The sequence below is a fragment of the Geodermatophilus sp. SYSU D00696 genome, from assembly GCF_054050235.1.
On record NZ_JBJGYY010000056.1, the window covers coordinates 1 to 25771 of the forward strand.

The 25771-nt window shown below is 76.4% G+C and carries 31 protein-coding genes; 13 read left to right on the forward strand and 18 right to left on the reverse strand.

Translation table 11 applies throughout. The annotated features are described in order from the left end of the window. Positions 1 to 184 precede the first annotated feature (184 nt). The 4 genes from ACI79O_RS22680 to ACI79O_RS22695 all read left to right on the forward strand — a co-directional run bounded on the left by ACI79O_RS22680 (position 185) and on the right by ACI79O_RS22695 (position 2921). Positions 185 to 454 carry a DUF2277 domain-containing protein gene (locus ACI79O_RS22680; protein WP_456874611.1) on the forward strand — a complete coding sequence of 90 codons (270 nt, stop codon included), beginning with the start codon at positions 185 to 187 and terminating at the stop codon, positions 452 to 454. A gap of 116 nt (positions 455 to 570) precedes the next feature. Further along, a complete protein-coding gene (locus ACI79O_RS22685; RefSeq protein WP_456874610.1) occupies positions 571 to 1101 on the forward strand; it encodes a hypothetical protein in 531 nt (176 codons plus the stop codon). A gap of 43 nt (positions 1102 to 1144) precedes the next feature. Further along, positions 1145 to 1648 (forward strand): PGPGW domain-containing protein, encoded by a 504-nt coding sequence (locus tag ACI79O_RS22690; protein ID WP_456915260.1) that lies wholly within the window; start codon positions 1145 to 1147, stop codon positions 1646 to 1648. Between the two features lie 82 nt (positions 1649 to 1730). Next, positions 1731 to 2921 (forward strand): FUSC family protein, encoded by a 1191-nt coding sequence (locus ACI79O_RS22695; RefSeq protein WP_456915261.1) that lies wholly within the window; start codon positions 1731 to 1733, stop codon positions 2919 to 2921. 7 nt (positions 2922 to 2928) lie between these two features. Here ACI79O_RS22695 and map read toward each other — a convergent pair whose 3' ends face one another. Both map and ACI79O_RS22705 read right to left on the reverse strand, forming a co-directional pair. Further along, on the reverse strand, positions 2929 to 3711 hold the full coding sequence (gene map / locus ACI79O_RS22700) for a type I methionyl aminopeptidase (RefSeq protein ID WP_456886987.1): 783 nt from the start codon (positions 3709 to 3711) through the stop codon (positions 2929 to 2931). A 52-nt stretch (positions 3712 to 3763) separates the two neighbouring features. Next, positions 3764 to 4012: a hypothetical protein gene (locus ACI79O_RS22705; RefSeq protein ID WP_456915262.1), complete on the reverse strand. Its 249-nt coding sequence runs from the start codon at positions 4010 to 4012 to the stop codon at positions 3764 to 3766. 148 nt (positions 4013 to 4160) lie between these two features. On the opposite strand from ACI79O_RS22705, the gene ACI79O_RS22710 reads away from it, so the two are divergent. Continuing rightward, on the forward strand, positions 4161 to 4712 hold the full coding sequence (locus tag ACI79O_RS22710; RefSeq protein ID WP_456915263.1) for a DUF6328 family protein: 552 nt from the start codon (positions 4161 to 4163) through the stop codon (positions 4710 to 4712). An 87-nt stretch (positions 4713 to 4799) separates the two neighbouring features. Beyond that, positions 4800 to 5186: a hypothetical protein gene (locus tag ACI79O_RS22715; RefSeq protein WP_456915264.1), complete on the forward strand. Its 387-nt coding sequence runs from the start codon at positions 4800 to 4802 to the stop codon at positions 5184 to 5186. Between the two features lie 64 nt (positions 5187 to 5250). On the opposite strand, the gene ACI79O_RS22720 is transcribed toward ACI79O_RS22715, so the two are convergent. Then, on the reverse strand, positions 5251 to 6759 hold the full coding sequence (locus ACI79O_RS22720; RefSeq protein ID WP_456915265.1) for a DUF222 domain-containing protein: 1509 nt from the start codon (positions 6757 to 6759) through the stop codon (positions 5251 to 5253). A 10-nt stretch (positions 6760 to 6769) separates the two neighbouring features. Further along, complete coding sequence (locus tag ACI79O_RS22725) at positions 6770 to 7354, reverse strand: very short patch repair endonuclease (RefSeq protein ID WP_456915266.1); 585 nt, start codon at positions 7352 to 7354, stop codon at positions 6770 to 6772. Between ACI79O_RS22725 and ACI79O_RS22730 the strand changes: the two genes are divergently transcribed. Then, positions 7306 to 8736, forward strand: coding sequence for a hypothetical protein (locus ACI79O_RS22730; protein WP_456915267.1), 1431 nt, complete (start codon positions 7306 to 7308; stop codon positions 8734 to 8736). The two genes, ACI79O_RS22725 and ACI79O_RS22730, sit on opposite strands and share 49 nt — an antisense overlap. Here ACI79O_RS22730 and ACI79O_RS22735 read toward each other — a convergent pair. The 6 genes from ACI79O_RS22735 to ACI79O_RS22760 form a co-directional block, all read right to left on the reverse strand. Beyond that, the gene (locus ACI79O_RS22735) at positions 8651 to 9403 is read right to left on the reverse strand and encodes a glycosyltransferase (RefSeq protein WP_456915268.1); all 753 of its coding nucleotides are present in this window, start codon (positions 9401 to 9403) and stop codon (positions 8651 to 8653) included. The two genes, ACI79O_RS22730 and ACI79O_RS22735, sit on opposite strands and share 86 nt — an antisense overlap. Then, entirely contained in the window at positions 9400 to 10257 is an 858-nt protein-coding gene (locus tag ACI79O_RS22740) for an NAD-dependent epimerase/dehydratase family protein (RefSeq protein WP_456915269.1), read from the reverse strand. Before ACI79O_RS22740 ends, ACI79O_RS22735 begins: the two co-directional genes overlap by 4 nt. After that, positions 10254 to 11045 carry an aldolase/citrate lyase family protein gene (locus ACI79O_RS22745; protein WP_456874598.1) on the reverse strand — a complete coding sequence of 264 codons (792 nt, stop codon included), beginning with the start codon at positions 11043 to 11045 and terminating at the stop codon, positions 10254 to 10256. The genes ACI79O_RS22740 and ACI79O_RS22745 overlap by 4 nt, the downstream gene beginning before the upstream one ends. A gap of 59 nt (positions 11046 to 11104) precedes the next feature. Continuing rightward, complete coding sequence (locus ACI79O_RS22750) at positions 11105 to 12166, reverse strand: ABC transporter ATP-binding protein (RefSeq protein WP_456887010.1); 1062 nt, start codon at positions 12164 to 12166, stop codon at positions 11105 to 11107. Next, on the reverse strand, positions 12163 to 13680 hold the full coding sequence (locus ACI79O_RS22755) for an ABC transporter permease (protein WP_456887012.1): 1518 nt from the start codon (positions 13678 to 13680) through the stop codon (positions 12163 to 12165). Before ACI79O_RS22755 ends, ACI79O_RS22750 begins: the two co-directional genes overlap by 4 nt. A gap of 83 nt (positions 13681 to 13763) precedes the next feature. After that, entirely contained in the window at positions 13764 to 14801 is a 1038-nt protein-coding gene (locus ACI79O_RS22760) for an iron ABC transporter substrate-binding protein (protein ID WP_456887014.1), read from the reverse strand. A gap of 172 nt (positions 14802 to 14973) precedes the next feature. On the opposite strand from ACI79O_RS22760, the gene ACI79O_RS22765 reads away from it, so the two are divergent. The 3 genes from ACI79O_RS22765 to ACI79O_RS22775 are packed head-to-tail and all read left to right on the forward strand — an operon-like array spanning position 14974 to position 17332. Next, positions 14974 to 16008, forward strand: a complete 1035-nt coding sequence (locus ACI79O_RS22765; protein WP_456887016.1) for an ATP-binding cassette domain-containing protein — start codon at positions 14974 to 14976, stop codon at positions 16006 to 16008. Further along, on the forward strand, positions 16005 to 16853 hold the full coding sequence (locus tag ACI79O_RS22770; RefSeq protein ID WP_456915270.1) for an ABC transporter permease: 849 nt from the start codon (positions 16005 to 16007) through the stop codon (positions 16851 to 16853). Before ACI79O_RS22765 ends, ACI79O_RS22770 begins: the two co-directional genes overlap by 4 nt. Before the next feature lie 32 nt (positions 16854 to 16885). Beyond that, the gene (locus tag ACI79O_RS22775; RefSeq protein WP_456915271.1) at positions 16886 to 17332 is read left to right on the forward strand and encodes a GNAT family N-acetyltransferase; all 447 of its coding nucleotides are present in this window, start codon (positions 16886 to 16888) and stop codon (positions 17330 to 17332) included. Positions 17333 to 17353: 21 nt separating this feature from the next. Here ACI79O_RS22775 and ACI79O_RS22780 read toward each other — a convergent pair whose 3' ends face one another. Then, positions 17354 to 17890: a DM13 domain-containing protein gene (locus ACI79O_RS22780; RefSeq protein WP_456887199.1), complete on the reverse strand. Its 537-nt coding sequence runs from the start codon at positions 17888 to 17890 to the stop codon at positions 17354 to 17356. 99 nt (positions 17891 to 17989) lie between these two features. Between ACI79O_RS22780 and ACI79O_RS22785 the strand changes: the two genes are divergently transcribed. Beyond that, the gene (locus ACI79O_RS22785; protein WP_456915273.1) at positions 17990 to 18373 is read left to right on the forward strand and encodes a PaaI family thioesterase; all 384 of its coding nucleotides are present in this window, start codon (positions 17990 to 17992) and stop codon (positions 18371 to 18373) included. Positions 18374 to 18385: 12 nt separating this feature from the next. Here the strand turns inward: ACI79O_RS22785 and ACI79O_RS22790 are convergent, their stop codons facing one another. Continuing rightward, the gene (locus tag ACI79O_RS22790; RefSeq protein WP_456887024.1) at positions 18386 to 18580 is read right to left on the reverse strand and encodes a hypothetical protein; all 195 of its coding nucleotides are present in this window, start codon (positions 18578 to 18580) and stop codon (positions 18386 to 18388) included. 196 nt (positions 18581 to 18776) lie between these two features. Here ACI79O_RS22790 and ACI79O_RS22795 point away from each other — a divergent pair, with 196 nt between their 5' ends. Continuing rightward, positions 18777 to 19058 carry a DUF427 domain-containing protein gene (locus ACI79O_RS22795; protein ID WP_456915274.1) on the forward strand — a complete coding sequence of 94 codons (282 nt, stop codon included), beginning with the start codon at positions 18777 to 18779 and terminating at the stop codon, positions 19056 to 19058. Positions 19059 to 19088: 30 nt separating this feature from the next. Here the strand turns inward: ACI79O_RS22795 and ACI79O_RS22800 are convergent, their stop codons facing one another. The 3 genes from ACI79O_RS22800 to ACI79O_RS22810 form a co-directional block, all read right to left on the reverse strand. Further along, a complete protein-coding gene (locus ACI79O_RS22800; RefSeq protein ID WP_456915276.1) occupies positions 19089 to 19514 on the reverse strand; it encodes a hypothetical protein in 426 nt (141 codons plus the stop codon). A gap of 116 nt (positions 19515 to 19630) precedes the next feature. Continuing rightward, positions 19631 to 20602 (reverse strand): ferritin-like domain-containing protein, encoded by a 972-nt coding sequence (locus tag ACI79O_RS22805; protein ID WP_456887028.1) that lies wholly within the window; start codon positions 20600 to 20602, stop codon positions 19631 to 19633. Positions 20603 to 20703: 101 nt separating this feature from the next. Then, positions 20704 to 21438 (reverse strand): TetR/AcrR family transcriptional regulator, encoded by a 735-nt coding sequence (locus ACI79O_RS22810; protein ID WP_456887029.1) that lies wholly within the window; start codon positions 21436 to 21438, stop codon positions 20704 to 20706. Positions 21439 to 21541: 103 nt separating this feature from the next. Here ACI79O_RS22810 and ACI79O_RS22815 point away from each other — a divergent pair, with 103 nt between their 5' ends. After that, positions 21542 to 23728, forward strand: a complete 2187-nt coding sequence (locus ACI79O_RS22815) for an MMPL family transporter (protein ID WP_456887031.1) — start codon at positions 21542 to 21544, stop codon at positions 23726 to 23728. A gap of 50 nt (positions 23729 to 23778) precedes the next feature. Here the strand turns inward: ACI79O_RS22815 and ACI79O_RS22820 are convergent, their stop codons facing one another. The 3 genes from ACI79O_RS22820 to ACI79O_RS22830 all read right to left on the reverse strand — a co-directional run bounded on the left by ACI79O_RS22820 (position 23779) and on the right by ACI79O_RS22830 (position 25568). Beyond that, complete coding sequence (locus ACI79O_RS22820) at positions 23779 to 23922, reverse strand: hypothetical protein (RefSeq protein WP_456873024.1); 144 nt, start codon at positions 23920 to 23922, stop codon at positions 23779 to 23781. Between the two features lie 439 nt (positions 23923 to 24361). Further along, positions 24362 to 24889, reverse strand: coding sequence for a DUF4234 domain-containing protein (locus ACI79O_RS22825; protein WP_456915277.1), 528 nt, complete (start codon positions 24887 to 24889; stop codon positions 24362 to 24364). A 214-nt stretch (positions 24890 to 25103) separates the two neighbouring features. Continuing rightward, a complete protein-coding gene (locus tag ACI79O_RS22830) occupies positions 25104 to 25568 on the reverse strand; it encodes an NUDIX domain-containing protein (RefSeq protein ID WP_456873725.1) in 465 nt (154 codons plus the stop codon). Positions 25569 to 25771: the final 203 nt, after the last annotated feature.

The following is a 25771-nucleotide window of genomic DNA, read 5'->3' on the forward strand; positions in this document are numbered from 1 at the left end:
CCGCGGCGCCGCCCGCCCGCCCCCCCCCCCCCCCCCGCCCCCGCCCCCCCCGCCCCCCCGCCGCCCCCCCCCCCCGCCCCCCGGCCCGCCCCCCCCCCCCCCCCCCCGCGGCCCTCCTGCAGGGGCCCGCCGCGAGCTCGCGAGCGGTGGGGGGCAGGAGGATCCTTTCTCTACGCTCCGCCGCATGTGCCGGAACATCCGTCCGCTGTCGAACTTCGAGCCGCCGGCCACCGACGACGAGGTCCACGCCGCGGCGCTGCAGTACGTGCGCAAGATCAGCGGTGCGACGAAGCCCTCGCGGGCCAACGCCGAGGCCTTCGACCGCGCCGTCGCCGAGGTGGCCGCCGCCTCGGCCCGGCTGCTCGACTCCCTGGTCACGACGGCGCCGCCGAAGGACCGCGCCGTCGAGGCGGAGAAGGCCCGCGCCCGCGCCGCGCTCCGCTACGGCACCTGACGCCGGGCACCTGACGCCCCAGCGGGTCGTGCACGATCGACCGCCGCCCGCGGGCATGGCGCGGGTCGGAACGGGTAGGTCGGGAACTCCGCTTCCCCGACGACAGGAGTCAAGTCATGGCCCGCAACACCCTGTCCCGCGCGCTGCACGACCTCGGCCTGTCCGCCTGGTTCGGCGGAACGCTGGCCAACGCCGTCGCCCTCAACGCCGCCGCCGGCGAGGCCGGCAAGGACACCGGCCGGGTCGCCAACGAGGGCTGGAACCGCTGGACGCCGGTGAACGCCGTCGCGATCGGCGCCCACCTCGTCGGCAGCGTCGGCCAGCTGCTCGGCAACCGCGGCCGCGTCGCCAAGCAGGAGGGCGTGGCGACGATGTCGGCGGCCAAGACGCTGCTCACCGCCGCGGCCCTGGGCGCCACCGCCTACAGCCGCTCGCTGGGCATGGTCGTCAACAGCCAGAGCAACCCCTCGGCGAAGTCGGGCACCAAGCCGACCAAGCGCACCAAGGCCGAGATCGCCGCGGCCCAGGAGCAGCTGCAGACGCTGCAGTGGGTCATCCCGGCGCTGACCGGCGCCCTGGTGTGGGTGAGCTCCTACGCCGGTGAGCAGCAGCGGCCCAGCGAGGTCCTGCGCGGCGTCTCCCGCTGACCGCACCCGAGAGCGCACCCACCCGACGACCCAGCGAGGAACCGTGGACCGCACCGACACGCGCAGCGTGACCGTCACCGGCAACCGGGTCGCGGAGGACCGGCGGCACGGCGGCGGACCGGCGGGGGCCACCCGCTGCCCCGACTGCACCGACGGGCTGGGCCAGCCGCGCCCGGTCGAGCCGGGGTCGTGGCGCGACCGGGTCCGGCGCAACCCGGCGCTGGCGCTGCCCTACCGGATCGCCGTCTTCGTCGCCGGCCTCCTGTTCGTGCTGCTCGGCCTGGCGCTCACGGTGCTGCCCGGGCCGCTCACCATCCCGCCGGTCCTCGTCGGGCTGTGGGTGTGGTCCACGGAGTTCGAGTGGGCGCGGCGCATCTTCGTCACCTTCCGACGCAAGGCGGTCGCCGCGTGGCGGCACGCGAAGCAGCACCCGGTGAGCTCCCTCGCGGTGACCGTCGGCGGCCTCGCCGCCGCCGCGCTGGTGTTCTGGGCGGTGGGCCACTTCCAGCTCGTCGACCGGGCGAGCAGCGCACTGGGCCTGAGCTGACCCGCACTCCCGGCCGCCGTCCGCACCCCGCGGACGGCGGCCGGCGCGCGTCCGGGCTCGTGCGGCCCTGAGACTGGGACCCGTGGCCGGACCGCGCGCCCTCCCCGCCCGGCTGTCCCGGCTGGTGCGGCGCGGGCGGACCCCCGGCCTGCGCACCGCGAAGACCGTCCTGGCCGCGGTGCTGGCGTTCCAGATCGCCTCCTGGCTGGACACCACCAGTTCGCCGATCCTGGCGCCGCTGACCGCACTGCTGGTCGTGCAGCTGACCCTCTACGAGACGGTGGCGACGGGCTGGGAGCGGATCGCGAGCGTCACCGCCGGCGTCCTGATCGCGGTGTTGTTCGCCGCCGTGGTCGGGCTGACCTGGTGGAGCCTCGGGCTGGTCGTCGCGCTCTCGCTGCTCGTCGGCCGGCTCCTGCGGCTCGGCCCCCACCTGGCCGAGGTGCCGATCAGCGCGATGCTCGTGCTGGCGGTGGGCGGTGCGGAGGACGCGGCGCTGGGCCGCATCTGGGAGACGCTCATCGGCGCGGCGGTCGGTGTGCTGGTGAACCTGCTCGTCGCCCCGCCGCTCTACGTCCAGCCGGCCGGCGACGCGATCGCCGAGCTGGCCGAGCGCATGGCCGCCTACTGCGAGGACCTGGCGGCCGCGCTGCGCGGCCCGTGGTCGCGCCGGCTCACCGCCGAGTTCCTGGACCGCGCCCGCGGGCTCGGGACGGAGGTCGCCCGGGCCGACCGCCGGCTCGACCGCACCGAGGAGAGCGCCCGCCTCAACCCGCGGGGACGGACGGCCCGCGAGGCCCAGCCGCGGCTGCGCAACACCCTCACCGCCCTCGAGCGCATCCACGTCACCCTGCGCAACCTCGCCCGGGTGCTGCTGGACCGCACCTACTTCCTGCCCGAGGACGAGGCCGACCGGGCCTGGTCGCCGGCCGCACGGGAGGCGCTGGCCGACGTGCTGGTCACTGTCGCGACGACCCTGCGCGAGGCCGGCGCCGTGGCCGCGGGCACCGCACCGGCCTCCGGCATGGACGCCGCCCGGCTCGCCGCGCAGCTCGAGCTGCGGAGCCGGCTGGCCGAGGCCCTCCTGGTCGACCCCCGGGCGGACCCGGCCGCCTGGTCGCAGCACGGCACCCTGCTCGACGCCGTGGACCTGCTGCGGGTGGAGCTGGGCAGCGCGCTGCGCCCGCCGTCGGCCTCCTGGGCCCCGCCGCCGCTGGCCGGGGCGCAGCGGCGCGCCGTCCGCCGGGCGGTGGCGCGGCGGCGGCGCCGCTGACCGTGGGTCAGGGTCGGGTGAGGACGACCGGCCCGTCGTCGGTGACCGCCACGGTGTGCTCGACGTGGGCGGCGCGCCGGCCGTCGGCGGTCACGACTGCCCAGCCGTCCTTCTTGTGCCGGTAGCGCTCGCCACCGGCCAGCAGCATCGGCTCGATCGCCAGCGTGCTGCCGGCGTGCAGCCGCACCCGGTCCAGCCCGGTCTGCGGGCGGTTGGGCACGAACGGCGGCTCGTGCATCGAGCGGCCGATGCCGTGTCCGCCGTGGTCGGGCAGGTGGGCGAACCCGTGCCGGCGGGCGACGGCGTCGATGGCCTGGGCGACGTCGAGCAGCGTGGCGCCGGGGACCGACGCCGCGATCCCGGCCGCCAGCGCCTCCTCGGTCGCGGCCACCAGGCGGGCGTCCTCCCCCGTCCCGCCCGACCCGATCCGCACGGTGATCGCCGCGTCGCCGTTCCAGCCGTCGACCACGGCACCGCAGTCGATGCTCAGCAGGTCGCCGTCCTTGAGCCGCTGGCCGCTGGGCCGGCCGTGCACCACGACCTCGTTCGGCGACAGGCACAGCGCGCCGTTGTAGGCCGTCGGCGCCCAGGCCGGCTTGTAGCCGAGGAACGACGACGTCGCGCCGGCCTCGCGGATGCAGGTCTGCGCCAGGTCGTCGAGGTCACGCAGCTTGACGCCGGGGACCGCCGCCGCCCGCACCGCCTCGAGCGTCTGCGCCACCACCCGTCCGGCGTCGCGCATGGCGTCGAGTTCGTCGGCGGTACGGGAGGGCAGCAGGAGCAGGTCCACACCCCGACGGTACGAGACCTCTCCCGGACGTCCGTGGTGGCGGCGACGGGTGTCAGCCGGCGGGGTCGCGGCGGACGTCGGCGGGGTCCGGCGTCCGGAAGACGGTGTCCACCCGGTCGACCTCGGGTGCCTGCGCGCGGGTCGGGTCGGGACCGTCGGTTTCCGCGGATCGGTCGGGTTCCTCCCCGCCGATGCCGAAGCCCTCGGCGGGCGCCGGCCCGCCGGCGCCGGGGTCGGCGGCGGCGATCTCGTCGGGCGGACCGCTCGAGTTGGGCGTCATCGGTTCCCACATCGACGTCATGCCCGTCCGGTACCCACTCGCCGCCCGCGAGGGTGACCGCAGGGTGGACGGCAGGTGACGAGGAGGTGTCTCCTGGGCATACAGACCGGATCGCGCGGCGGGGCGAGGGCCCAGGGGGTCCGCAGCGGGTCGAGGAGGAGCCGGGCAGATGGCCACCACGGGTTCGGGACAGCGGGCACGGCGGGACACGCGGCCTGGCCCGGCGGGCGGGAACGCGTACGCCGGTGACGGCGAGCGCAACGAGACGCGCGCCGAGCGGATCGACCGGGAGCTCATGGAGCTGCTCAACGAGCTCCGCGTGGCGCTGCCCGGCGTGCAGTTCCTGTTCGCCTTCCTGCTCGTGGTGCCGTTCCAGCAGGCCACGGGCCGGGCGACGGACTTCCAGCGCGACCTCTACTTCGTGACCCTGGTGGCGGTCGTGGTCGCCACCGCGCTGCTCATCGCGCCGGCCGCCCAGCACCGCGCGCTGTTCCGGCAGCACGACAAGGAGGACCTGCTGCGGCGGAGCAACCGCTTCGCCTTCGCGGGGCTGTGCGTGCTGGCCGTGGCGATCGTCGCGGCGGTGGTGCTTGTCATCGACTTCCTCTTCGCCCTCCCCCAGGCGCTCATCACCGGCGGAGTGATGGCAGCGCTGCTCGGGTGGCTGTGGATCGCCAGCCCGCTGGTGCAGCGTGCCCGTGGAGGCGGCGCCGGCGAGTGAGCCAGAGGCGCCCAGGGCCGCCCTACGGGTCTCCTCCGGCACGCCCGGCGTCCCGGGGGCGGCGGCCGGTGGTGGGTGGAGGTCCGCATGAGCAGTGCCCGGGCGGCGGCCGTGGTGACCTGGGTGTGCGCCGCCGCGTTCGGGCTCCCGGTCATCCCGGTCGTCGTCGTCCTGGCTCGGAGCCAGGTCCTCCCCTCCCTGTTCGGGCTGTTCCCGGTGTACGGCGGGCCGTGGTCGTCGCGACTCGCCGCGACCGCCCTCACCTGGCTGCTCCTCACCTTTCTCGGCGTGTGCCTGCTGGTGGCCTGGACGGCGGTCATGCTGTGGAACGGCTCGCGGAAGGGTGGCGTGCTGAACCTCGCCCTGCTGGCGGTCGAGGCCGTGTTCTGGTTCGGCTTCGCCCTGCCGGGGCCCGTGGTGCTCGGCGCTCTCCGCGTGTTCCTGGTCGCCCGCGCGTGGCCGTCCCTCCACTGACCGCGGGGGTGACCCGCAGCCGGCGGCCGGGGTCCTCGACTTGTGCGCGCAAGGAGAACCCGCCTCAGAACGGGGGTGGGTCGTCCGGGTCACCGGCTGGTGGTCCGGTGTCGTCCGGCGGTGGCTCGGCTACCGGTGGTGGACGCGTGCCCGGTGGCCGGGTGGTCCTGGTGATGCCGGAGGGTGTGGTGACCGTCAGGGTGCCGTCGGGGCCCATGACGAAGCGCCAGCCGCGGGCGAAGGTCTTGAGCCGGTGGTGGCTCCGGCACAGGCAGCACAGGTTGGCGCAGTCGGTCGCTCCGCCGCAGGCGTGCGGGATGACGTGGTCGGCGTCGGCCCAGCCCACCCGCTGCCCACAGGTGGCGAACCGGCAGGCGCGGTCGCGGGTGCGCACGAACGCCTGCTGCGCGGGCGTGGGGGTGTAGCGGTCGACCGGGTCGGGCCGGTCCAGCACCGCGCATACGCAGTCCGGCTCGTCGGCGGTGTCGGGGTGATCGGCGTGCTGGTCGCAGCCGCGGGCGGCCAGGCGGCGCAGCCGGTCCAGCGTGCCGGCGGCCCGCAGGGTGCCGTCGGCGTCGGTCAGCGCCACCGTCACCGACCCGCCGTCGGGGGCGCGCACCCCGAGCGCGTCCAGTTGGGCCAGCAGCTCGCGCAGGTGCGCGGCGGTGATCGGCAGCCCGTTGACCTCCCCGGCCTCCGCCGAGCGGCCGGCCAGCGCGGCGAGGCCGGCGATGATCTGCAGGTGCGCGGTCACCGCCGGGTGGTCGGTCTGCCACGGGCGCTGCAGCAGGTCGGCGAACACCACGCAGCGCAGCTCCCCGATCGGCCGCTCATCACCGTCGGCCTTGAGCATCCCGGCGAGTGAGTCGACCAGCGCGTGGCAGGCCGCGGCGACCTCGGCGGGCAGGTCCGCGGCCAGCGTGGCCATCCCCTCCAGCGGGGAGGGGTCGACCCGCACGTCGGCGCGCCGCTTCGCCTGCTCCTTCCGCCGGCCGACGGCGTCGGCGTCCAGGTCCAGCAGCAGCGCCAGCGCCCGCTGCTTGAGCCGGCCCACCGTCAGCCCGGTGGCCGCGGGCAGCAGCGCCGCCTCGATCCGCCGGGCGATCCCCGCCGGGGCGTGCTCGAGGACATCGACCAGCGCCCGGGCGCGGGCCTCGTCCAGGGTGCCGGCGGCCAGCGCCGCCCAGGTGGCGGGCAGGCGCTCCCGGTAGGTCCAGGCCCGGTGGGCCAGGTGGTTGGCGGTGCCCCGGCCGCAGTTGAGCACCACCGCCAGCTCGGCGGTGAAGAACTCCGACACCCCGGGCAGCTCGGTGTCGGGCTGCCACGACCGGGCACCCGGCGTGCCCGGCCGCGGATCGTCGTCATCGGGCGAGTCGTCGGCCAGCCCGAGCACCAGCTCCGCCTCGTAGGCGGCGGTCATCGCCTTCAGGGCCGCGACCCGCTGCAGCTCGGCGGCCTTCTGCTCCCGCGACAGTAGCCCCACCGGGAGCCGGCGGAACGGCGCGAGCGTCGCGATCACCGCATCGAGCAGCGCCTGCTCGACCGGCGACCGGCGCTCCGCGACCTCCTCCACGACATCGAACCTACGGCGGGGGTACGACAGAAACGGAGCCCTGACCAGCAGGAACGCGACCGAGCGCGGCACAGTTCGCGTCGGCGACGTCGTCGGGGTCCTCGTGCTCCCAGAACCGCAGCACCTGCCAGCCCAGCCCGATGAGGACCGCGTCGGCGCGGCGGTCGCGGGCCACGTTGCCGGCCAGTTTGGCCGCCCACCACGCCCGGTTGGCCTTCGGCAGATGACCGCAGGCAGGGCACCCGTGCCAGAAGCACCCGTCGAGGAAGACGACCAGCCGACGGCCCTTCCACACTAGGTCACCGCGGGCCCGCGTCTGTGGGCACGGCCGCACGTCTACCCGGTAGCGGACCCCACGGGCGTGCAGCCGCCGGCGCACGGCGAGCTCGTGCCGGGTGTCGCGCCTCCCCTGCCGTCGGAAGCGCGCGGCCACCACCTCGGACGACGGCGCCGGCGCGGGACCCGGGCCTGCCGACGACACCCGGCCATGCTGCACCAACGCACCGACACCGACCGGCAGGTGAGGTTCGCCTACCCTTCCTCCCTGTGACCGCGACGGCCGACCGGACGCTCGAGGCTCCGGGAGCGCCCGCACCGCGGCGTTGGTCCCCGGTCGAGCTGGTCCCCCCGGCGGTGCTCGGCCTCCTCTGCGCGGTCCTGCTCGCCCCCGGCCACGGGCTGTGGTTCGACGAGGCCTTCACCGCCGAGGTCGCCCGCCGCCCGCTGGCCGACATCCTGCGCGCGATCGCCACGGGCGAGGGCGTGACCAACTACCTCATCGACGTCCCGCCGTCGTACAACGCGCCCTACTACCTCGTCGTGCACGCCTGGGTGTCACTGCCCGGCCTGGGCGGCGACACCTCGCTGCGGGTCCTGTCGGTGCTCGCCACCGCCGGCGGACTCGCACTCGTCACGCGCGCGGTCACCCGGCTGGCCGGGCGCGCCACCGGCGTGCTGGCCGGGCTGGTGCCCGCCTGCGCCCCGCTGCTGCTCGAGCAGGCCGTCGAGGCCCGCAGCTACGGGCTCGCGGTGCTGGCCACCGGCGGGGCGCTGCTGGGCCTGGTCCGCTGGCTGCAGGAGGGCCGCGGCCTGCTGCTGTTCGGCCTGGCCGGCGCGGGGATGGGCCTCATGCACTGGTACGCGGTCACCGTCCTCGCCGCGTTCGTCGTCGCGGCGCTGCTGCTGCGCGGACGGGCTGCCACGAGGGTCGCCCTGGTCGGCGCGCTCGCGGCGCTGCCCGTGGGAGCCTTGGTCGGCGTCAACCTGCTCAACGGCACCGGCTCGCGCAACGCCGAGCACCTGCGCGACACCGGCGGCACCCTGGCCGACCTCGCCGTCGAGGCCTGGGCCGGCGGCCGCACGCCGCTGCTGTACCTCACCGTCGGCCTGGCCGTGGTCGGCGCGCTGCGCGGCGCCGGGGTGCGCGTCGTCGGCGTCTGCTGGGTGCTGGTGCCGCTGCTGCTCCTGCTGGCCGCCGAGACCGTCCGCCCGGTGTACCTGCCGCGCTACCTGCTGACCGGGCTGATCGGCCTCGGCGTGCTGGCCGCGGCCGGCGTGACCGCGCTGCCGCGGGGCGCGCGGACGCCGGTGGCCGCGGCCCTGCTCGGCCTGTCCCTCGTGGCCGGCTCGCCGCTGGTCGTCCGCGAGCCGCGGGAGCGCTCCGACGACGCCGTGGCCCTGCTGCTGCGCGAGCAGCGGGCCGGCGAGCCGGTGGTGGCCGCCGACCAGCGGGCCGCGATGGGCCTGGACCACTTCGTCCGCACGCAGGGCCCGCGGCTGCGCCCCGACGTCGTCCTGCCGCCCGACGACGCCCCCGCCGACGCCGACCGCGTCTGGCTGGTGCGGCGGCTGGTCGACGGCGAGCCGGTGCCCACCGACGACGACGCGGTCCTCAGCGACGCCGGGCTGTCGCTGACGCGGACCTGGGACCTGCCGGCGGTGAAGACCGACCTGGTCGTGCAGCTCTGGACCCGCTGACCGCCCACGCCAGCGACCGCAGCGACTGGCGCAGCCGGGCGCGGGAGGTCCACGCCGACTCCCCCACCGGCCGCCGGTCGCGGGCGACGGGCACGCTGGTCAGCGGCACCCCGGCCAGGCCCGCGGCGAGGACGACACTGGGCGCCCGCCCCTCCAGCACCGCGGACACGACGGCGTCGCGCACCGCGGGCCCGAGCGCGAGGAAGGCGCCGGCGTCGGGCGGCAGGCCGGTGAGCGCGGCCGCGACCCGCCGGTGGAGCCCGCCGGTCAGCCGCCGCACCGGCGACTCGTAGCGGCCCCGGCGGCCGGCGAAGACCGCGCCGACGTCGCCCCGGGCCAGCCGGTCGAGCAGCACGGGCACCGCCTCGGGCGGGTCCTGCAGGTCGGCGTCGAGGCACATCCACGCGTCGGCGTCCTCGGCGGCCAGCCCGGTGGCCAGCGCCCGGTGCTGGCCGGCGTTGACCGCCAGCGCGGTGACCCGCACCCGCGGGTCGGCGGTCGCCAGCTCCCGCGCGACCGCCAGGCTGGCGTCGGGTGACGCGTCGACGACCAGCCGCAGCACCCAGTCCCGACCGTCCAGCGCCGCGGCCAGCCGGGCGTGCAGCGGCCGCAGGGTGGCCTCGTTGCCGTACACGGGGACGACGACGGCGACGCGCGGGGAGCTCACGCCGCGGCCCACGTGCGCGCCAGCCCCTCGGCCAGGTCGACCTGCGGTGTCCACCCCAGCAGCGCACGGGCCGCCCGCGGGTCACACACCCAGTCGGCGGTGTCCCAATCGCGGCCCGGGTGGGCGCCCGGTGCGGTGGCGATCGGCCGGCCGGTGACCCGCTCGGCGGTCGCGACCAGCCCGGCGACGTCCGTCTGCACCCCCGTGCCGACGTTGACCACCGCCCCGGGCGGGAGGTCGTCGGCCAGTGCCGCCCGGACGCAGGCGTCGACGACGTCGCCGACCCACACCCAGTCGCGGCAGCTCACCCCGGCCGGGAGCGGCACCGTCGCGCCGGTGCGGGCGGCGCCGAGCACCACCGGCACCAGCCGGGTCGGGTGGTCGCCGGGGCCGTAGACCTGGAAGGCCCGCAGCACCGCGGCGCGCACCCCCCGCTCGGCGGCGGCGGCCTGCAGCATCAGCGAGCCGGCCGCCTTGGTGGCGCCGAAGAAGCCGCGCGGCCGCAGCGGCGCGTCCTCCGCCAGCGGCGCCGGACCGGCCGCGTACTCGGTCGAGGAGCCGAGCCGCACGACCGCGCGGCAGCGGTCGGGCAGCGCGTCGACCAGCCAGGGGCTGGTGTTGACGGCCACGGTGGCGGCCCGCTCGGCGGCGGTGGCCTTGGCCCGCCCGGCGGCGAGGGAGAAGACGACGTCGGGATCGGCGGCGCGCACCGCCGCGGCGGCGGCGACCGGGTCGGCGAGGTCGACCTCGGCGCGGGTCAACCCGGTGACCGCCCAGCCGTCGGCCCGCAGCCGGGCCACCAGGTGCCGGCCGACGAAGCCGCCCGCCCCGGTGACCAGCGCCCGGCCGCTCACGCGGGGACGGGCACGGGCGCGGCGGCGTCCTCCACGGCGGCCACGAACGCGGCCCGCCGCCCGGCCGCGGTGAGTGGGCCGGCGGCGGCCATGACCTCCAGCGAGGCGAGCAGCCGCGGCACCTCGGTGAACGGGTCGCGCCCGGCCATGTCGGCGGTGAACGAGCGGCGGAGGAAGGTGAAGTCGGTGCCCAGCCGGACCAGCTCCGCGGCCAGCAGGTCCCCGGGCACCGGGAACCCGCCGCCGGGCAGGGTCAGCCCGCCGACGCCGAAGGGCACCGGCACCGCGGCGCGGACGGCGTCGACCGTGCCGTCGACCAACGGCCGGAACAGCTCGGTCGAGCGCCGGTCGATGCGCAGGTCGTTGAGCCCGACGTAGAGGCGCGACAGCGGCCGCGCGGCCAGCTCGGCGACCCGCTCGACGGCGTCCTGCGTCTCGACCAGGATCCCCAGCCCGCAGCGGCCGGCGACCAGGTCCAGCGCGCGGTCGACCTCCTCGGGGGTGCGCACCATGGGCAGCAGCACCTCGTCGGCCCCGGCCGCGACCGCGTCGGCGACCTCGCGCGCGGTCCACGGGCCCGCGGCGTTGACCCGGCACAGCAGCCGCCCGTCGGTCGCCGCGCGCACGCGGACGAGGTCCTCGAGGGTGTCGGCGTTGATCTGGGTGCCCTCGCCGGCCTGCCGGCGGTGCTTCCCGCGGCGCTCCCAGTCGACGACGATGCCGGCCGCGCCGGCGCTGACGACGTCCCGCCCCCAGGCGGGGTCGACGGTGAAGAGGAACAGGTCCACGAGAGGTGAGCGTAGGCACACCTAACTAACGCCCCGCACCCAGCCTCCCCGAGGTGTCTTTATCGCGACAATGGCTGCAGTCGGGCCGGGGCGCCCGGAGCCGGGAAGGGCACGGCGGGGCCGGCGACGACCACCCCCACCTCGGCGCCCTCGTCGGGCAGCGCCCCACCGTCGGTGCGCGCGCTGACCCGCAGCCCCGAGGGCAGCTCCAGCTCGATGCGGGCGTCGTGGCCGTAGAAGTCGACGCCGCGGACCCGCGCGCGGGCGCCCGTCCCGGCCGACAGCCGCAGCTGCTCGGGCCGCAGCAGCACCCGGACCGGGCCGTCGGGGCAGGGCCGGCCGAGCTCGAGCTCGCCCAGCTCGGAGGCGACCCGCCCGCCGGCGGCGGTGCCGTCGAGCACCACGGCCTCCCCGACGAAGGAGGCGACGTCGAGGTCGTGCGGCTGGCGGTAGAGCGTCCGCGGGTCGGCGAGCTGGGCGAGGGTGCCGCCGCGCACGACCGCCACCTGGTCGGCGGTCGACAGCGCCTCGGCCTGGTCGTGGGTGACCAGGACGGCGGTGGCGCCGGTGGCCCGCAGCGCGTCGGCGACCGCCCGGCGGGTGTCCTCCCGCAGCGCGGCGTCGAGGGAGGAGAACGGCTCGTCGAGCAGCACCAGCGAGGGCTCGGGCGCCAGCGCGCGGGCCAGCGCCACCCGCTGCTGCTGGCCGCCGGAGAGCTGGTGCGGCGCGCGGTCGGCGAGCGCGGCGTCGAGGCCGACCAGCGCCAGCAGCCCGGCGATCCGGGAGCGGTCGCGGCGCAGCCGCCGGGGCAGTCCGAAGGCGACGTTGCCCGCGACGCTCAGGTGCGGGAACAGGCCGCCCTCCTGCGGCACGAAGCCGATCCCGCGCAGGCGGGCGGGGACCGCGCGCCCGGCCCCGGCCACCACCCGGCCGCCCAGCTCGACGGTGCCGGCGTCGGGGTCGTCGAAGCCGGCGACGATGCGCAGCAGCGTCGTCTTGCCGCAGCCGGAGGGGCCCAGCAGCGCGGTGGTCGTCCCCGTCGGGACGTGCAGGTCCAGCCCGGCGAGCACCGGGGTGCGGCCGTAGGACTTGGTCAGGCCGGTGACGGTCAGCGCGCTCATGGGGTCGGACCTCGTCGGACGGTGCGGGGCAGGACGTCGCGGGACAGCAGCACCGTCGCCGGTGCGGACAGCAGCACCATCACGACGGCGTAGGGCGCGGCGGCGCCGTACTCCAGGGCGCTGCTCGCCGACCAGAACGCCGTCGCGAGCGTCTCGGTGCCCGTCGGGGCGAGCAGCAGCGTGGCGGTGAGCTCGGTGACCACCGCGAGGAACACCAGCGCGGCGCCCGCGCCGATGCCGGGGGCCAGCAGCGGGAGGGTCACCCGCACCAGCCGGGCCGGGGCCGCGACGCCGAGGGAGGCGGCGACGTCGTCGTGCACCGGCGGGGACTGCTCGACCGCCGCCCGCACGGTGACGATCGCCCGGGGCAGGAACAGGATCGCGTAGGCGGCCAGCAGCACCGGCACGGTCTGGTACAGCGCCGGCAGGAACCGGATGCCCACCGCCACCAGCGCCAGGGCGACCACGATCGCCGGCACGGCGCTGCCCAGGTAGGTGGCGCGCTCGAGCAGCGTGGCCAGCGGCCCGCGGCGGCGCACCGCGAGCCACCCGGTGGGCAGCGCCAGCGCGGTGGTCACGGCCGCGGCCGCGGCGGCCAGCGCGAGCGTGGTCCCGGTGGTGGCGGCCAGGGCCGCGCCGTCGACCCGCGCCGAGGTGCCGGTGAGGAACCACGACACCAGCGCGCCGGCCGGCACCAGCAGCGACAGCCCCACCACCGTCGCGAGCGCCAGCAGGGCCGGGGCGGTGAGCCGCCCGAGCGGCGCCGGGCGCGGCCGGCGGGCGGCGCCGGACCCGGTGCGGGCGTAGCCGCGGGTGCCGCGCAGCCGGACCTCGGCCAGCAGCAGCACCAGGCACAGCAGCACGAGGACGCCGGCGAGCATGGTGGCCGCCGGGCCGTTGAACGTGGCGCGGTACTGGTCGTAGACGGCGGTGGTGAAGGTCGGGTAGCGCAGCATCGCCAGCGCGCCGAACTCGGCGAGCACGTGCAGCGCGACCAGCAGCGTCCCGCCGAGGACGGCCACCCGCAGCTGGGGCAGCTGCACCCGCCGGAACACCGCCCAGCCCGACAGGCCCAGGCCCCGGGCGGTCTCCTCCAGCGCCGGGTCCAGCCCGCGGAAGGCGGCAACCGCGGGCAGGTAGACGAACGGCGCGTAGGACAGCGACACGACCAGCAGGGCGCCGCCGTAGGTGTCCAGGCCGGGCAGCAGCGAGATCCACGCCGAGGCGGTGACGAACGCCGGCAGGGCCAGCGGCGCCACCAGCAGCACGTGCCACACGCGGCGGCCGGGCAGCGCGCTGCGCTCGACCAGCCAGGCCGCCCCGACGCCGAGCACCGCGCACACCGCGACGCTGCCGCCGACCAGCGCGAGGGTGTTGCGCAGCAGCTCGGCCACCCGCGGCCGGAACACCAGCTCGGCCACGCCGCTCCAGCCGACCTCGACGGCGGCCACCGCGATGTGCGCCAGCGGCAGCAGCGCCAGCGCGGCGACGGCGGTGGCCAGCAGCACCGTCACCGGCGAGCGCCGGGCCCGGGACGTGCGCCGGCCCCGCGACGCCGGTGCGGTCGGGGTCGCGGCGGCCGGTCCGGCGGCGGGGCTCAGAGCAGACCCACCTCCTGCATCAGCTCGGTGACCCGCTCCTGGTCGAGGGAGGCGGGGTCGACCGGCGGCGCGCCGAGGGTCTCCAGCGGCGGCAGCGCCTCGGCGGAGGGGACCCCGGTGCCGACGGCGTACTCGAGGGCGGTGCTCTCGGCCAGCCGCTGCTGCGCCTCGGCCCCGGTCAGGTAGGCGACCAGCCGCTGCGCCTCCTCCGGCTGGTCGGACGAGGCGAGCACGCCGGCACCGGACACGCTGAGGAAGGCGCCCGGGTCCTGGGCGGAGGGGTCGCGCACCCCGAAGTAGTGCAGCCGGGCGTCGTCGCCCTTGAGCCCGCCCTCGGCCTGGTCGCGGTACCAGTAGTAGTGGTACATGACGCCGGCGTCGATCTCGCCCTCGTCGGCGGCGACCATCACCGCGGTGTTGCTCTGGTAGACGCCGGCGTTGCGCTCCAGGCCCTCCAGCCACGCCCGGGTGGCGTCCTCGCCGCGCAGCGCCAGCACCGCGGCGACGATCGCCTGGAAGTCCGCCCCGCCGGCGGCGATGCCGATGCGGCCCTCCCACGCCGGGTCGGCCAGCTCCATGATCGAGGCGGGCAGCTGGTCCTCCGCCAGCGCGGCCGGGCTGTAGACGAGCACGGTCGAGCGGGCCGCGAAGCCGGTCCAGGTGCCCGAGGAGGGCCGGAACGGCTCGCCGACCTGGTCGAGGGTCTCCTGCTCCAGCGGCGCCAGCAGGCCCTCGCGGTCGAGCACGGCGATCGACGGGCTGTTCTCGGTGAGGAAGACGTCGGCCGGCGAGGCGTCGCCCTCCTGCACGATCTGGTTGGCCAGCTCCGCGTCGTTGCCGTCGCGGAACTCCACCTCGATGCCGGTCTCCTCGGTGAAGCCCTCCAGCATCGTGCGCACGAGGCTCTCGTGCTGGGCGCTGTAGACGGTGAGCGTGTCGGCGTCGGCGGCACCGGCGCTGCCGCAGGCAGCCAGGGCCCCGGAGAGGCAGACGGCGGTCAGCGCGGCAGCGGTCGCCCGCCCGGGCCTGGTCACGGGTCCTCCAAGAGACGTGGACGGCGGTGTCGTCAGCCGCCCAGGGTAGGCACACCTAAGCAGATGCGCCGACGGCGCGGTCGGCGATGAGTCCCGCCGCCGCGGCCGGTCCTCCTGTCAGACCCGTGCGGGACCGTGCGGGCACCCGACACGGACGCAGGAGGTGGGGCACGTGACGGCGTACGTCGGCGACACCGTGCCGGCCGGGGATCGAGCAGCGGGGGACGACGACGTCCCGGCGATCGAGGCCACGGGGCTGGTCAAGCGGTTCGGCACGACGACGGCGGTGGCCGGCGTCGACCTGTGCATCCCGCAGGGCGGGGTGCACGGCTTCCTGGGTCCGAACGGGGCGGGCAAGACCACCACCATCCGGATGCTGGCCACCCTCGTCCCGCCCGACGCCGGGCGGGCGCGGGTCTTCGGCCACGACGTCGTCACCGAGGCCGACGCCGTCCGCGCGCGGGTCAGCCTCACCGGCCAGTTCGCCTCGCTCGACGAGGACCTCTCCGGCGCGGAGAACCTGCTGCTGCTCTCCCGCCTGCTCGGCTACTCGCGGGCCGCGGCTCGACAGCGCACCGACCAGCTGCTGAGCGCCTTCGGTCTCACCGAGGCGGCCGGCAGGCAGGTCAAGCAGTACTCCGGCGGCATGCGGCGGCGGATCGACATCGCCGCGAGCATCGTCGTCCGGCCCGACCTGATCTTCCTCGACGAGCCGACCACCGGCCTCGACCCGCGCAGCCGCAACCAGGTCTGGGACGTCGTCCGCGCGCTGGTCCGCGGCGGTACCACGGTGCTGCTGACCACCCAGTACCTCGACGAGGCCGACCAGCTCGCCGACCGCATCTCGGTGATCGACGCCGGCCGGGTGATCGCCGAAGGCACGCCGAGCCGGCTGAAGGCGTCGGTGGGCTCGGGCACGCTGCACGTGCGGGTGCTCGACCCGGCCCGCCGCGGCACCGCGCGCGAGCTGCTCCAGCGGGTGCTGGGCGTGCCGGTGGCCGAGGACGGCGACCCCGCGGCGCTGACCGCCCGCGTGCCCGAGGCGGGGCCGGCCGCCCGGGCGCTCACCGCACTGGAGGCGGCCGGCATCGAGCTGGCCCAGTTCGCGCTCGGCCAGCCGAGCCTCGACGAGGTGTTCCTCGCCCTGACCGGCCGGCCCGCCGAGGACGCCGGCACCCCCGCTCCCGACCCGGAGGACCGACGATGACCGCCCTCGACAGCGCTCCCGCCCGGCTCGCGGCCCCCGACACCGACGCGGTGCTGGCCGCGCTCGGGTCCGGGGAGCGCCCGCGGCCCCAGGGCCCCCTGGCCGCGTCGGCCACCTTCGGCTGGCGGACGCTGCTGCGGATCAAGCACGTCCCCGAGCAGCTGTTCGACGTCACGGTCTTCCCGGTGATGCTGACGCTGATCTTCACGTACCTCTTCGGCGGCGCCCTGGCCGGCTCGGTCGAGGCCTACGTGCAGTTCTTCCTGCCCGGGATCCTCGTGCAGAGCATCCTCATGATCACGATGTACACCGGCGTCGCGCTCAACACCGACATCGAGAAGGGCGTCTTCGACCGCATCCGCTCGCTGCCGGTCTGGCGGCCCAGCGCGCTGGTCGGGGCACTGCTCGGCGACGTCGTCCGGTTCACCCTCGCCTCGGTCGTGGTGCTCGGGCTGGGCATGGCGCTGGGGCTGCGGCCCGGTGGCGGGGCGGTGGGCCTGCTGGCCGCCGTCGGGCTGCTGCTGGTCTTCGCCTTCGCCCTCGGCTGGATCTGGACCTACCTGGCGCTGCGGCTGCGCACCCCGCAGGCGGTGATGGGCTGGTCGATGATGGTGCTGATGCCGCTGACGTTCGGCAGCAACATCTTCGTCGACCCCGCGACCATGCCCGGCTGGCTGCGGTCGGTCGTCGAGGTCAACCCGGTCAGCCACCTGGTCAGCGCGGTGCGTGGCCTGGTGCACGGCGGGGTCGCCGGCTCCGACGTGCTGTGGGTGCTGGCGTGGTCGGTCGTGCTGGTCGCCGTCCTCGGCCCGCTGACGATGCGCCGCTACCGCGACCGCGCCTGAGCCCCGCCCGGGCGGTGCGCTACAACGGGCGGGTGCCCGCCGAGTCGCCCGTCCTGCGCACCGCCCGTTTCGCCGAGCTGACCCCGTTCGAGGTCTACGCGCTGTGCCGGCTGCGGGTCGACGTCTTCGTCGTCGAGCAGCAGTGCCCCTATCCCGAGCTCGACGGCCGCGACGTCGAGCCGGCCACCCGGCACCTGTGGTTCGAGGAGGACGGCGCGGTGCTGGCCACCCTCCGGGTGCTCGACGACGGCGCCACCCGCGCCATCGGCCGGGTCGCCACCGCCGCCGGCGCCCGCGGGCAGGGGCTGGCCGCGCGGCTGGTCGAGGCCGGGATCGAGCTGTGCGCGGGGGCGCCGATCACGCTGGGCGCCCAGGCGCACCTGCAGGGCTGGTACGAGCGGTTCGGCTTCCGTCCCAGCGGCCCGGGGTACGTCGAGGACGGCATCCCGCACGTGCCGATGCGCCGCGAGCCGGCGTGAGCAGGACCGCCGGGTGACCGGTCAGGTCGCCGCCACCGGGGCGAGGTCGGCCGCGCCGAAGGCGGCGTCGAAGCGCTCGCACCAGATGACGACGCTGGTGTAGGCCGCCGCGTCGACGCCGTCGGGCACGACGTAGTTCTGGTTGCCCACGTTGCCCTTGAGCACCCCGAGGTCGACGAACTCGTCCTCGAAGGCCGCCGCGTCGCCGTCGGCGGGGTTCTGCGAGAGGTAGACGTAGAGCGTGGGCCCGTTGGAGGTCTCGAAGTCCTCCAGCCGGACGACGGTCGAGCCGTCGGGCAGCCGGACCACGCGGACGGTGCCGACCGTCTCGTGCTCCAGGGAGACGAACGTGCCGGCGGCGAGGTCGACCGGGCCGGCCGGCAGCGCGCTGCCGATCCCGCCGGTGGGGTCCGCCGCCCCGGCTGCCGCCGAGGGCAGGCCCTCGTCCACCCGGCTGTCGTAGAGGAGCTTCTGCGGCTGGAACCACACCAGGGTGACCACCCCGAGCACCACCGCGACGACCGCCGCGCCCAGCCAGATCCACGTCCTCCGTCGCATCGACACGGCGGCGGACCATAGCCGCGCCCCCCGGGTCCGGGAACCGTCCCGCGCGCGCCGTCCGGGCGTGACCGGCGGCCGGGCGGGTACCGGCCGGGCATGGCGGACGACGGGGACGTGGGCGGCTTCGCCGGAGGGCTCGGCGCGCGGCTGGCGGGCAGCGACGACGGCGTGGCGACGCTGGCGTTCGAGGTGCGCGACGAGCACCTCAACCCGGCGGGGACGCTGCACGGCGGGGTCGTCGCGACCCTGGTCGACACCGCGATGGGGCAGGCGGTGCGCACCACCACCGCCGACGGCGAGGTGCCCGCGACGAGCCAGCTGACCGTGACCTACCTGCGGCCGGGAAAGCCGGGGGGGCTGGAGGTGCGGGGCCGGGTGCGCACCCGCGGTGAGCACCTGACGATCTGCGAGGCCGACGTCGAGCAGGACGGCCGTGCGGTGGCGCACGCGGTCGCCACCTTCGCGCTGCTGGACCGCTGACCCGCGGGTGGCTCAGGTGGTGAGGAGCGGGGGCGCGGCCACGTCGACGACCAGCGCGGCTCCCTCCACGTCGTCGTCGTAGACCTCGTCGTCGTCGCCGGTGCCGCACTGGCTGACCAGCAGGATGAACGCGAACACGGCCACGAGCAGGGCGAGGAAGGTGCCGAAGAACACCGCGCGGCCCCGCCGCGGACGCGGCGGCGGCATCCCTCGGCGCGGCTCCTGGGGATCGGGCGGACGGGCGGCCTGGGACACGGCGGCGCTCCTCGTCGTCGGGGAGGGGACCACCCGGTGGCGGGACCGCCGGGAGGTGACGCGGTCGGCGCGTCCCCCGTCCCATGCCCAGCCCACCGGCGGGTACGCGTGACCGGCGCGCCCCGGGCCGGAGGGGGACGATCGCGGCATGGCCACCGCGACCTGGAACGGGACCGTCATCGCCGAGTCCGACGACATCGTCACCGTGGAGGGCAACGCCTACTTCCCGCGCGAGTCCGTGCGGGACGAGGTGCTGCGTCCCTCCGACACGCGCACCACCTGCCCGTGGAAGGGCGTGGCGTCGTACTACTCGCTGGAGGTGGACGGGCAGGTCAACCGCGACGCCGCCTGGTTCTACCCCGAGCCGAAGCCGGCGGCGGAGGAGATCACCGGACGGGTGGCCTTCTGGCGCGGCGTCGAGGTCCGCTGACCGGAGGACCTCCCTGCCCGGGGTCCTCCCTCAGCCGCCGGGGCGGTCGCCGGCCAGCGCGCGGGCGTCCGCGGCGGCCTGCGGGTCGAGGACGCCGGCGCGCTCCTGGCTGTCGATGACGCGGTGGTAGGCCGCCCAGGCCTCGGCCGGCGGGACGTCGAGCGCTTCGGCGATCTGGTCCCAGCTGGCCCCGCCGCGCAGCGCGGCGCGGAAGCCGACCAGCTGGCTGTCGTGGGCCTTGCGGGCGATGACCTCGCCGAGCGCGAGCAGCTCCAGCGACTCGGGCACGTCGAGGGAGGTGGAGTCGTCGAGCAGCGAGCTCCACGAGTCGTCGTCGCGGCCGGCGTCCGCGGTCGGGGACGTGGCCCCGGAGTCCCGCCGGCTCAGGAAGTCCAGGCGGGTGGCGGCGGTCTGGAGCGAGAACTCCTGCTCCAGCACCTCGGGTGTGATGCGCATGCCGCCACGATCCCCGGCCGCCGCGGCGGGTCAAACCCGGTGCGACCGAGGTCTCCCCGAACGGCGGACGGCCCGCACCCCGGGTGGGGTGCGGGCCGTCGACGGCGGAGCCGGGGTCAGCTGTCGACCCCGACGGCCTCCTTGGCGACCGCGGCCAGGGCGGTCTGCGCGGCGCTGACCACCTGGGACCGGTTCTTGTGGGTCTCCTCGTAGCGGATCAGCACGTTGATCTGGTGCGGGTCGCGCAGGGCCTTGGCGGCCTTGGCGGCGTCCGAGGTCGACAGCGAGTCGAAGCCCTTGACCGGCAGCTCGTCGGCGGAGACGTCGCCGAGCTCCTCGCGGGCGGCCTTGGCGGCCTCGGCGGCCTCGCGGTTGCCCTCGCGGCGGGCGATCCGCTCGGCCCGGCGCAGCGTGGCGGCGCGGCCGACGGCGAGGGTCTCGCGGACGGCGTCGGAGAGGGTCGAGGCCTTGTCGGCCACCTCGCCGAGCTCGTCCTCCACCTTCTGCCGGCGCTGCTGCGCGGTGTCGAGGGCCTCGTTCACCCGGTTGGCGACGAAGCGGTACGGGGCGAAGGCCGCCCGCGTGGCGACACCGGCGACCTGCTGGAACGGCGTCGGCTGCAGCGCGGCGGGACCGCCGAGGGCCTCCTCGGCCAGGACGACGGTCAGCCACTCGATGGTGGCCTCGTGGGCGCGGACGAGCCCCTCGGCGAGGCGCTCGACCTTGGCCAGCCCGGCCTTCTTGCCGAGCACCTTGAGGTAGGTGGCGCGGTCGTGCAGCTGGTGCTCGAGGGTGAGGTCCTGCAGCAGGGCCTCCTCGATCGGCGTGGCCTGCTCGACGGTGGCCTTGAGGACGGCCGAGAGCCGGCCCACGACCGGGGTGACGAGGTCGGGCGCGCCACCGAGCTCGCGCAGCTCGGCGGTGATCAGCCGGGTGCGCTCGGCGGCGTTGTCGGCGTTCTGGGTCAGCTCGCGGCGCACGGCGTCGGTGCGGGCCTGCGAGACCCGGGTGCGGGCGATCTGCTCCTCGGTCTGGGTGAGCAGGACCAGCGCGCGGAGCTGGTTGACGATCTTGGCGTGGTCGGTCACGACGGAGGACTCCAACGATCGGGGATGACCGGACGAGTTCTGTGTGCCCCGCTCCCCCGGGCCGCTAACTCCTGCAAGCGGATTGCTAGCGGTGAGGTGCGTCACCCCCCGGGAGGCACCCAGTCGTCGGCGATGCCCAGCCGCTCTCCCACTGCGTGCATCTCCGCCTCGAACAGCGGGCCGGCGTCGGCGAGGGCGAAGCGCAGGTGGCCGAACACCTCCATGCAGACCATCCCGTAGAGCCGCACCCAGCAGGAGAGGAACACCGACATGACGCCCAGCGGCAGCGCGACGGGCAGCTCGGTGCACCACTCCCGCAACTGCTCGCGGTAGTCGGGGTCGAGGTCGTCGTCGGCCGGCACCGGGAACGGCCGCCGCAGGTAGACCGCCGCGAACAGGGTGGCGAAGACCCCGCCGAACCGGCGCCCGGCCTCGGCCGCCGGCCCCTCGCCGTCCTCTGCCTCGGGGACGACGCCGTCGGCGGCGCTGCCGAACAGCAGGCCGAACTCCGCCGGGTGGGTGGTCGCCCAGGTGCGGAACGCCCGCGCGGTGACCAGCAACTGGGTGCCCGGCCGGGGCGGGTCGACGGCGTCGCGCGCGGCCTCCATGACGTCGCAGAGCTCGTCGTAGAGGTCGGCCACCACCCGCTCGACCAGCTCCTCGCGGCTGGCGAAGTACCGGTAGAGCGCGGGTGCGGTCAGCCCGACCTCGCGGGCGATGGCCCGCAGCGCCAGGCCGTCGACGCCGTGCTCGACCAGGACGGCGCGGGCCGCGGAGCGGATGTCGCGCAGCGTGTCGGCGCGCGCCCGCTCCCGGCGGCTCAGCGGCTGGGCCATGGCTCCTCCTCTCCGCCCGGTTGACAAGAGTGAACGGTGTATGCAGAGTTACCGCCGTTCGCTAACGCCGTTCACTATCCTACCGCGAGACAGGGAGGCGGCCGTGTTCGAGGCCCTCGGACGAGTGGTGTACCGACGACGTCGGGCCGTGCTGGCGCTCAGCGCCCTGGCCGTCGTCCTCGCCGGCGTGTGGGGCACCGGCGTGTTCGGCCGGCTCACCGGCTCCGGCTTCGAGGACCCGGCCAGCGAGAGCGCCCGGGCCGCGGAGCTGGCCGTCCGGGAGCTGGGCCGCGACAGCCCCGACGTCGTCGTCCTGTACCGCAGCGACGACCTCGTCGTCGACGACCCGGCCTACCGGGAGGCGGTCACCGCCTCCCTGGCGGGGCTGCCCGGCGGGGTGGTCGAGCGGACGACGACGTGGTTCGACACCGGCGCCGAGCCGCTGGTGAGCGAGGACCGGCGGTCGACCTACGCGGTGCTGCAGCTGGCCGGGGACGCCGACGAGCGCATCGACGCGGTCGAGGTCGTCGAGGCGGAGCTGTCCGCGCCCGGCCTGGACGTCGCGATCGGCGGCGGCACCACCGTCGAGCGGGACATCAACGAGCGGGTCGCCGCCGACATCGCGCGCGCCGAGATGATCTCGCTGCCGGTGCTCGCGGTGCTGCTCGTGGTGGTCTTCGGCAGCCTCACCGCCGCGGGCCTGCCGCTGGCCATCGGCGTCACGTCGATCCTCGGCTCGTTCGCCGCGCTGCGGGCGGCCAGCGAGTTCACCGACGTCTCGGTGTTCGCCGTCAACGTGGTGACGATCCTGGGCCTGGGCCTGGCGATCGACTACGGGCTGTTCGTGGTCAGTCGGTTCCGGGAGGAGGTGCGCCGTCAGCCGAGCGTCGAGGACGCCCTGGCCCGGACGATGGCCACGGCCGGCCGCACGGTCGCCGTCTCCGGGGTCACCGTCGCGCTGTCGCTGGCCGGCCTGCTGATCTTCCCCCAGGTCTTCCTGCGCTCGATGGGCTTCGGCGGGATGAGCGCCGTCCTGATCGCCATGCTGGCCGCGCTCACCCTGCTGCCGGCGCTGCTGGCCGTGCTCGGCCCGCGGGTCGACGCGCTCGCCGTCCCGTGGCGGCGCCGCCGCGCGGCCACGGCCGGGGCCGGCCGGGGCGGCTGGGAGCGCCTTGCCCGCGCGGTCATGCGCCGGCCGGTCGTGGTGACCGTCGCCGTCGTCGGGTTGCTGGTCGCCCTGGCGCTGCCCTTCCTGCGGGTGGAGTTCGGCGCGATCGACGAGCGGGCGCTGCCGGCCGGGACCGAGAGCCGGGTGGTGGCCGAGGCGATCGACCGGGACTTCCCCGCCTCGCCGTCCGGTCCGGTGACGGCGGTGGTCACCCTCGCCGACCCGGTCGACTCCCCTGAGGGCGCGGCGGCGCTGCAGGGCTACGTCGCGGACCTCGCCGCGGTCGACGGCGTGGAGGGCGCCACGGTGACCGGCGCGGCCGGGAGCACGGCGCGGGTGTCGCTGGCCTACACCGGCGACCCGGTCGACGCCGACGCCCGCGAGCTGGTCGCCGCGGTGCGCGACGTCCCCGCCCCGCCGGGCGGCACGGTCCTCGTGGGCGGGGAGAGCGCGGTGATGACCGACCTGCTCGACAGCCTGGCCACGCTGCTGCCGTGGATGGCCCTGCTCGTGGTGGGGACCACGCTGGTCCTGCTGTTCCTGGCCTTCGGCTCGGTGGTGCTGCCGGTCAAGGCGGTGCTGATGAACGTGCTCTCGCTCGGGGCCTCGTTCGGCGCGCTGGTGTGGATCTTCCAGGACGGCAACCTCTCCGGCGTCCTGGACTTCACCTCGACCGGCTTCATCGAGGCGACCCAGCCGATCCTCGTGCTGGCCATCGTGTTCGGCCTGTCGATGGACTACGAGGTGTTCCTGCTGTCGCGGATCCGGGAGCAGTACGACCTGACCGGCGACAACACCACCGCGGTCGCCACGGGGCTGCAGCGCACCGGCGGCATCATCACCAGCGCCGCCCTGCTGCTGCTGGTCGTGATCGGCGCGTTCTCGCTGTCGGGGATCACCTTCATCAAGATGATCGGCGTGGCGATGGCGATCGCGATCGTCGTCGACGCGACCGTCGTCCGGGTGCTGCTCGTGCCGGCGTCGATGCGGCTGCTGGGCCGGGCCAACTGGTGGGCCCCCGGGCCGTTGCGGCGGGTGTACGCCCGGTACGGCATCCGCGAGTCCGACGGCGAGGTCCCGGTCCCGCGGGAGCGGGTGCCCGAGCCGGCCGGCGTCGGCTGAGTGCGGGTCGCACCGGCTCCGCGGGACCGCCGCGGAGCCGGCGCGGCGCGTCAGCGGGCGGGTGCCGCCGGGGGCACCGGCGGGCGGCGGCGCGTCTGCAGCCGCAGCACCGGCTGGGTCAGCTGCGCCAGCGCGGCGCAGCGGGGGCACACCGGGCCGGGGTGGGTCTCGGCGGCGCAGGTGTCACAGGGCACGCGGGGTCTCCTCGGGCGGCGCGAGTCCGGCCGGACTCGGGGAGTCAGGACCCTGCCACCCGCGGCCGCTCCGCCCGCACCGGCTGGGACGGGTGGGACGAGTCGTCAGCGATCCGTCACCTGGGCGCGGGGGCGGGGGTCCAGCGGGGGCGCCGCCGGAGGACCGCCGTGGCGACCGGACGGGACGCGGGGGCGCAGGTGCAGGGCCGGCCGGCGCAGGGCTGCGAGGGACTCATCGGTGACCTCCCGGGGACGGTGGCCGCCGAGCGTGGCAGCCGTCGTCGCTCAGGGCAGGCCCGGCGCACGCGCGCGACACGAATGTCATCCGATCGACCCGCCCCGTTCCCCCGGACGGCGGGCGGGTGAGCGCGCGGTGTCGACCTGGTGCGGTCCCGGGGAGCCGGAGACCGCACCAGGTCGACGACCGGCGGGGTGGTGCTCAGGCGGCGCCGAGGGAGCGCCAGTAGGCGTTGAGCGCGCCGTTGGTCTTCACGAACCAGACGATCGGGCCGACGAGGATGAAGACACCGGGCAGGTACCAGAGCCCGGTGGCGCCGCTGACCGGCTTGGCCCGGCCGGCCCGCTCGTAGAGGGCGCCGACCTCGCTGCTGGTGACGAACGGCGAGACGAAGCCGACGAAGATCGCGATCACCAGGGCCAGGCCCCCGCCGAGGCCGTTGCCGGTGTGCCGCTTCATCTCGTCGTGGACCGCGTAGTACCAGACGAGGGCGTAGATCCCGAAGGTCACGATCGTCAGCAGGATCGCGACGCCGGTGCCGCGGACCCGCCCGATCGGGCCCGACGGCGGGAAGTGGGCCCCGGCCGGGACCGGCGGCATCGGCTGGCCGGCGTAGCCGGGGAAGGCCGGGGCCTGGCCGTAGGGCGTCTGGCCGAAGGGCTGGCCGTACGGAGCCTGGCCGTGGACGGGCTGCTGGGCGGACGCGCCCGGGTACGGAGAGGTGGTCATGGGTCCCCCGCTCGGAATGGGCCGGCGGGTCCGCCGGCGGGCAGCAAGATAGGCGCGAACGACGCCCGCCGGGGGGAGGTGAGCCGCGCCACCTCCCGACCCGGCACCCGCGGCCCCGGTCGCCACTCGCGCCCCGCGAGTGGTCGCCTGCCGTGGTGACCGGGTCCGGGTGACCACGGCAGCCGACCGGTCGGCGAGAGGTCGCCCGGCGACCTCAGCCGGCGAGCAGCGCCGCGAGCCGGTCGAGGTAGGGCACCTGCCCCTTCACCAGTCGGACCCGCGCCTCGGCGAGGTCGAACCAGGCCGCGCGGTCGACCTCGGGGAAGTGCTGCACCCGCCCCGAGCGCGGCGGCCACTCCAGCGGGAAGGTGCCGCTGACGACGGCGCCGGCGTCGAGGTCGCCCTCCGCGGCCCACACGGTGAGCACCTTGGCGCCCGCCCGCAGCTCACCCAGCGGCGTCAGCGACGTCGCGGGCACCGGGCTGCCGAGCTCCTCGGCGAACTCGCGCCGGGCGGCCGCGAGCGGGTCCTCGCCGTCGTCGTGCTCGCCCTTGGGGATCGACCAGGCGCCGGCGTCCTTGCGGGCCCAGAACGGCCCGCCCATGTGCCCGAGCAGCACCTGCGGGTCCCCGCCCGGGCCGCGCCGGTACAGCAGGATCCCCGCGCTCCGCCTTGGCACCGGGCCACCCTCGCACGGCGGTTCAGCGGCAGTCGTCCTGGTGGCCGTGCCCGTGGCCGTTGCCCTGCCCCGGCTTGGGCTCGCAGGTCTGCGCCGGGGGGGGGGGGGGGGGGGGGGGGGGGGGGGGGGGGGGGGGGGGGGGGGGGGGGGCGGGCGCGTCGCCCCGCGGGGGGGGGTCCGCACCCCGGGGGGGCGAGGCCCCC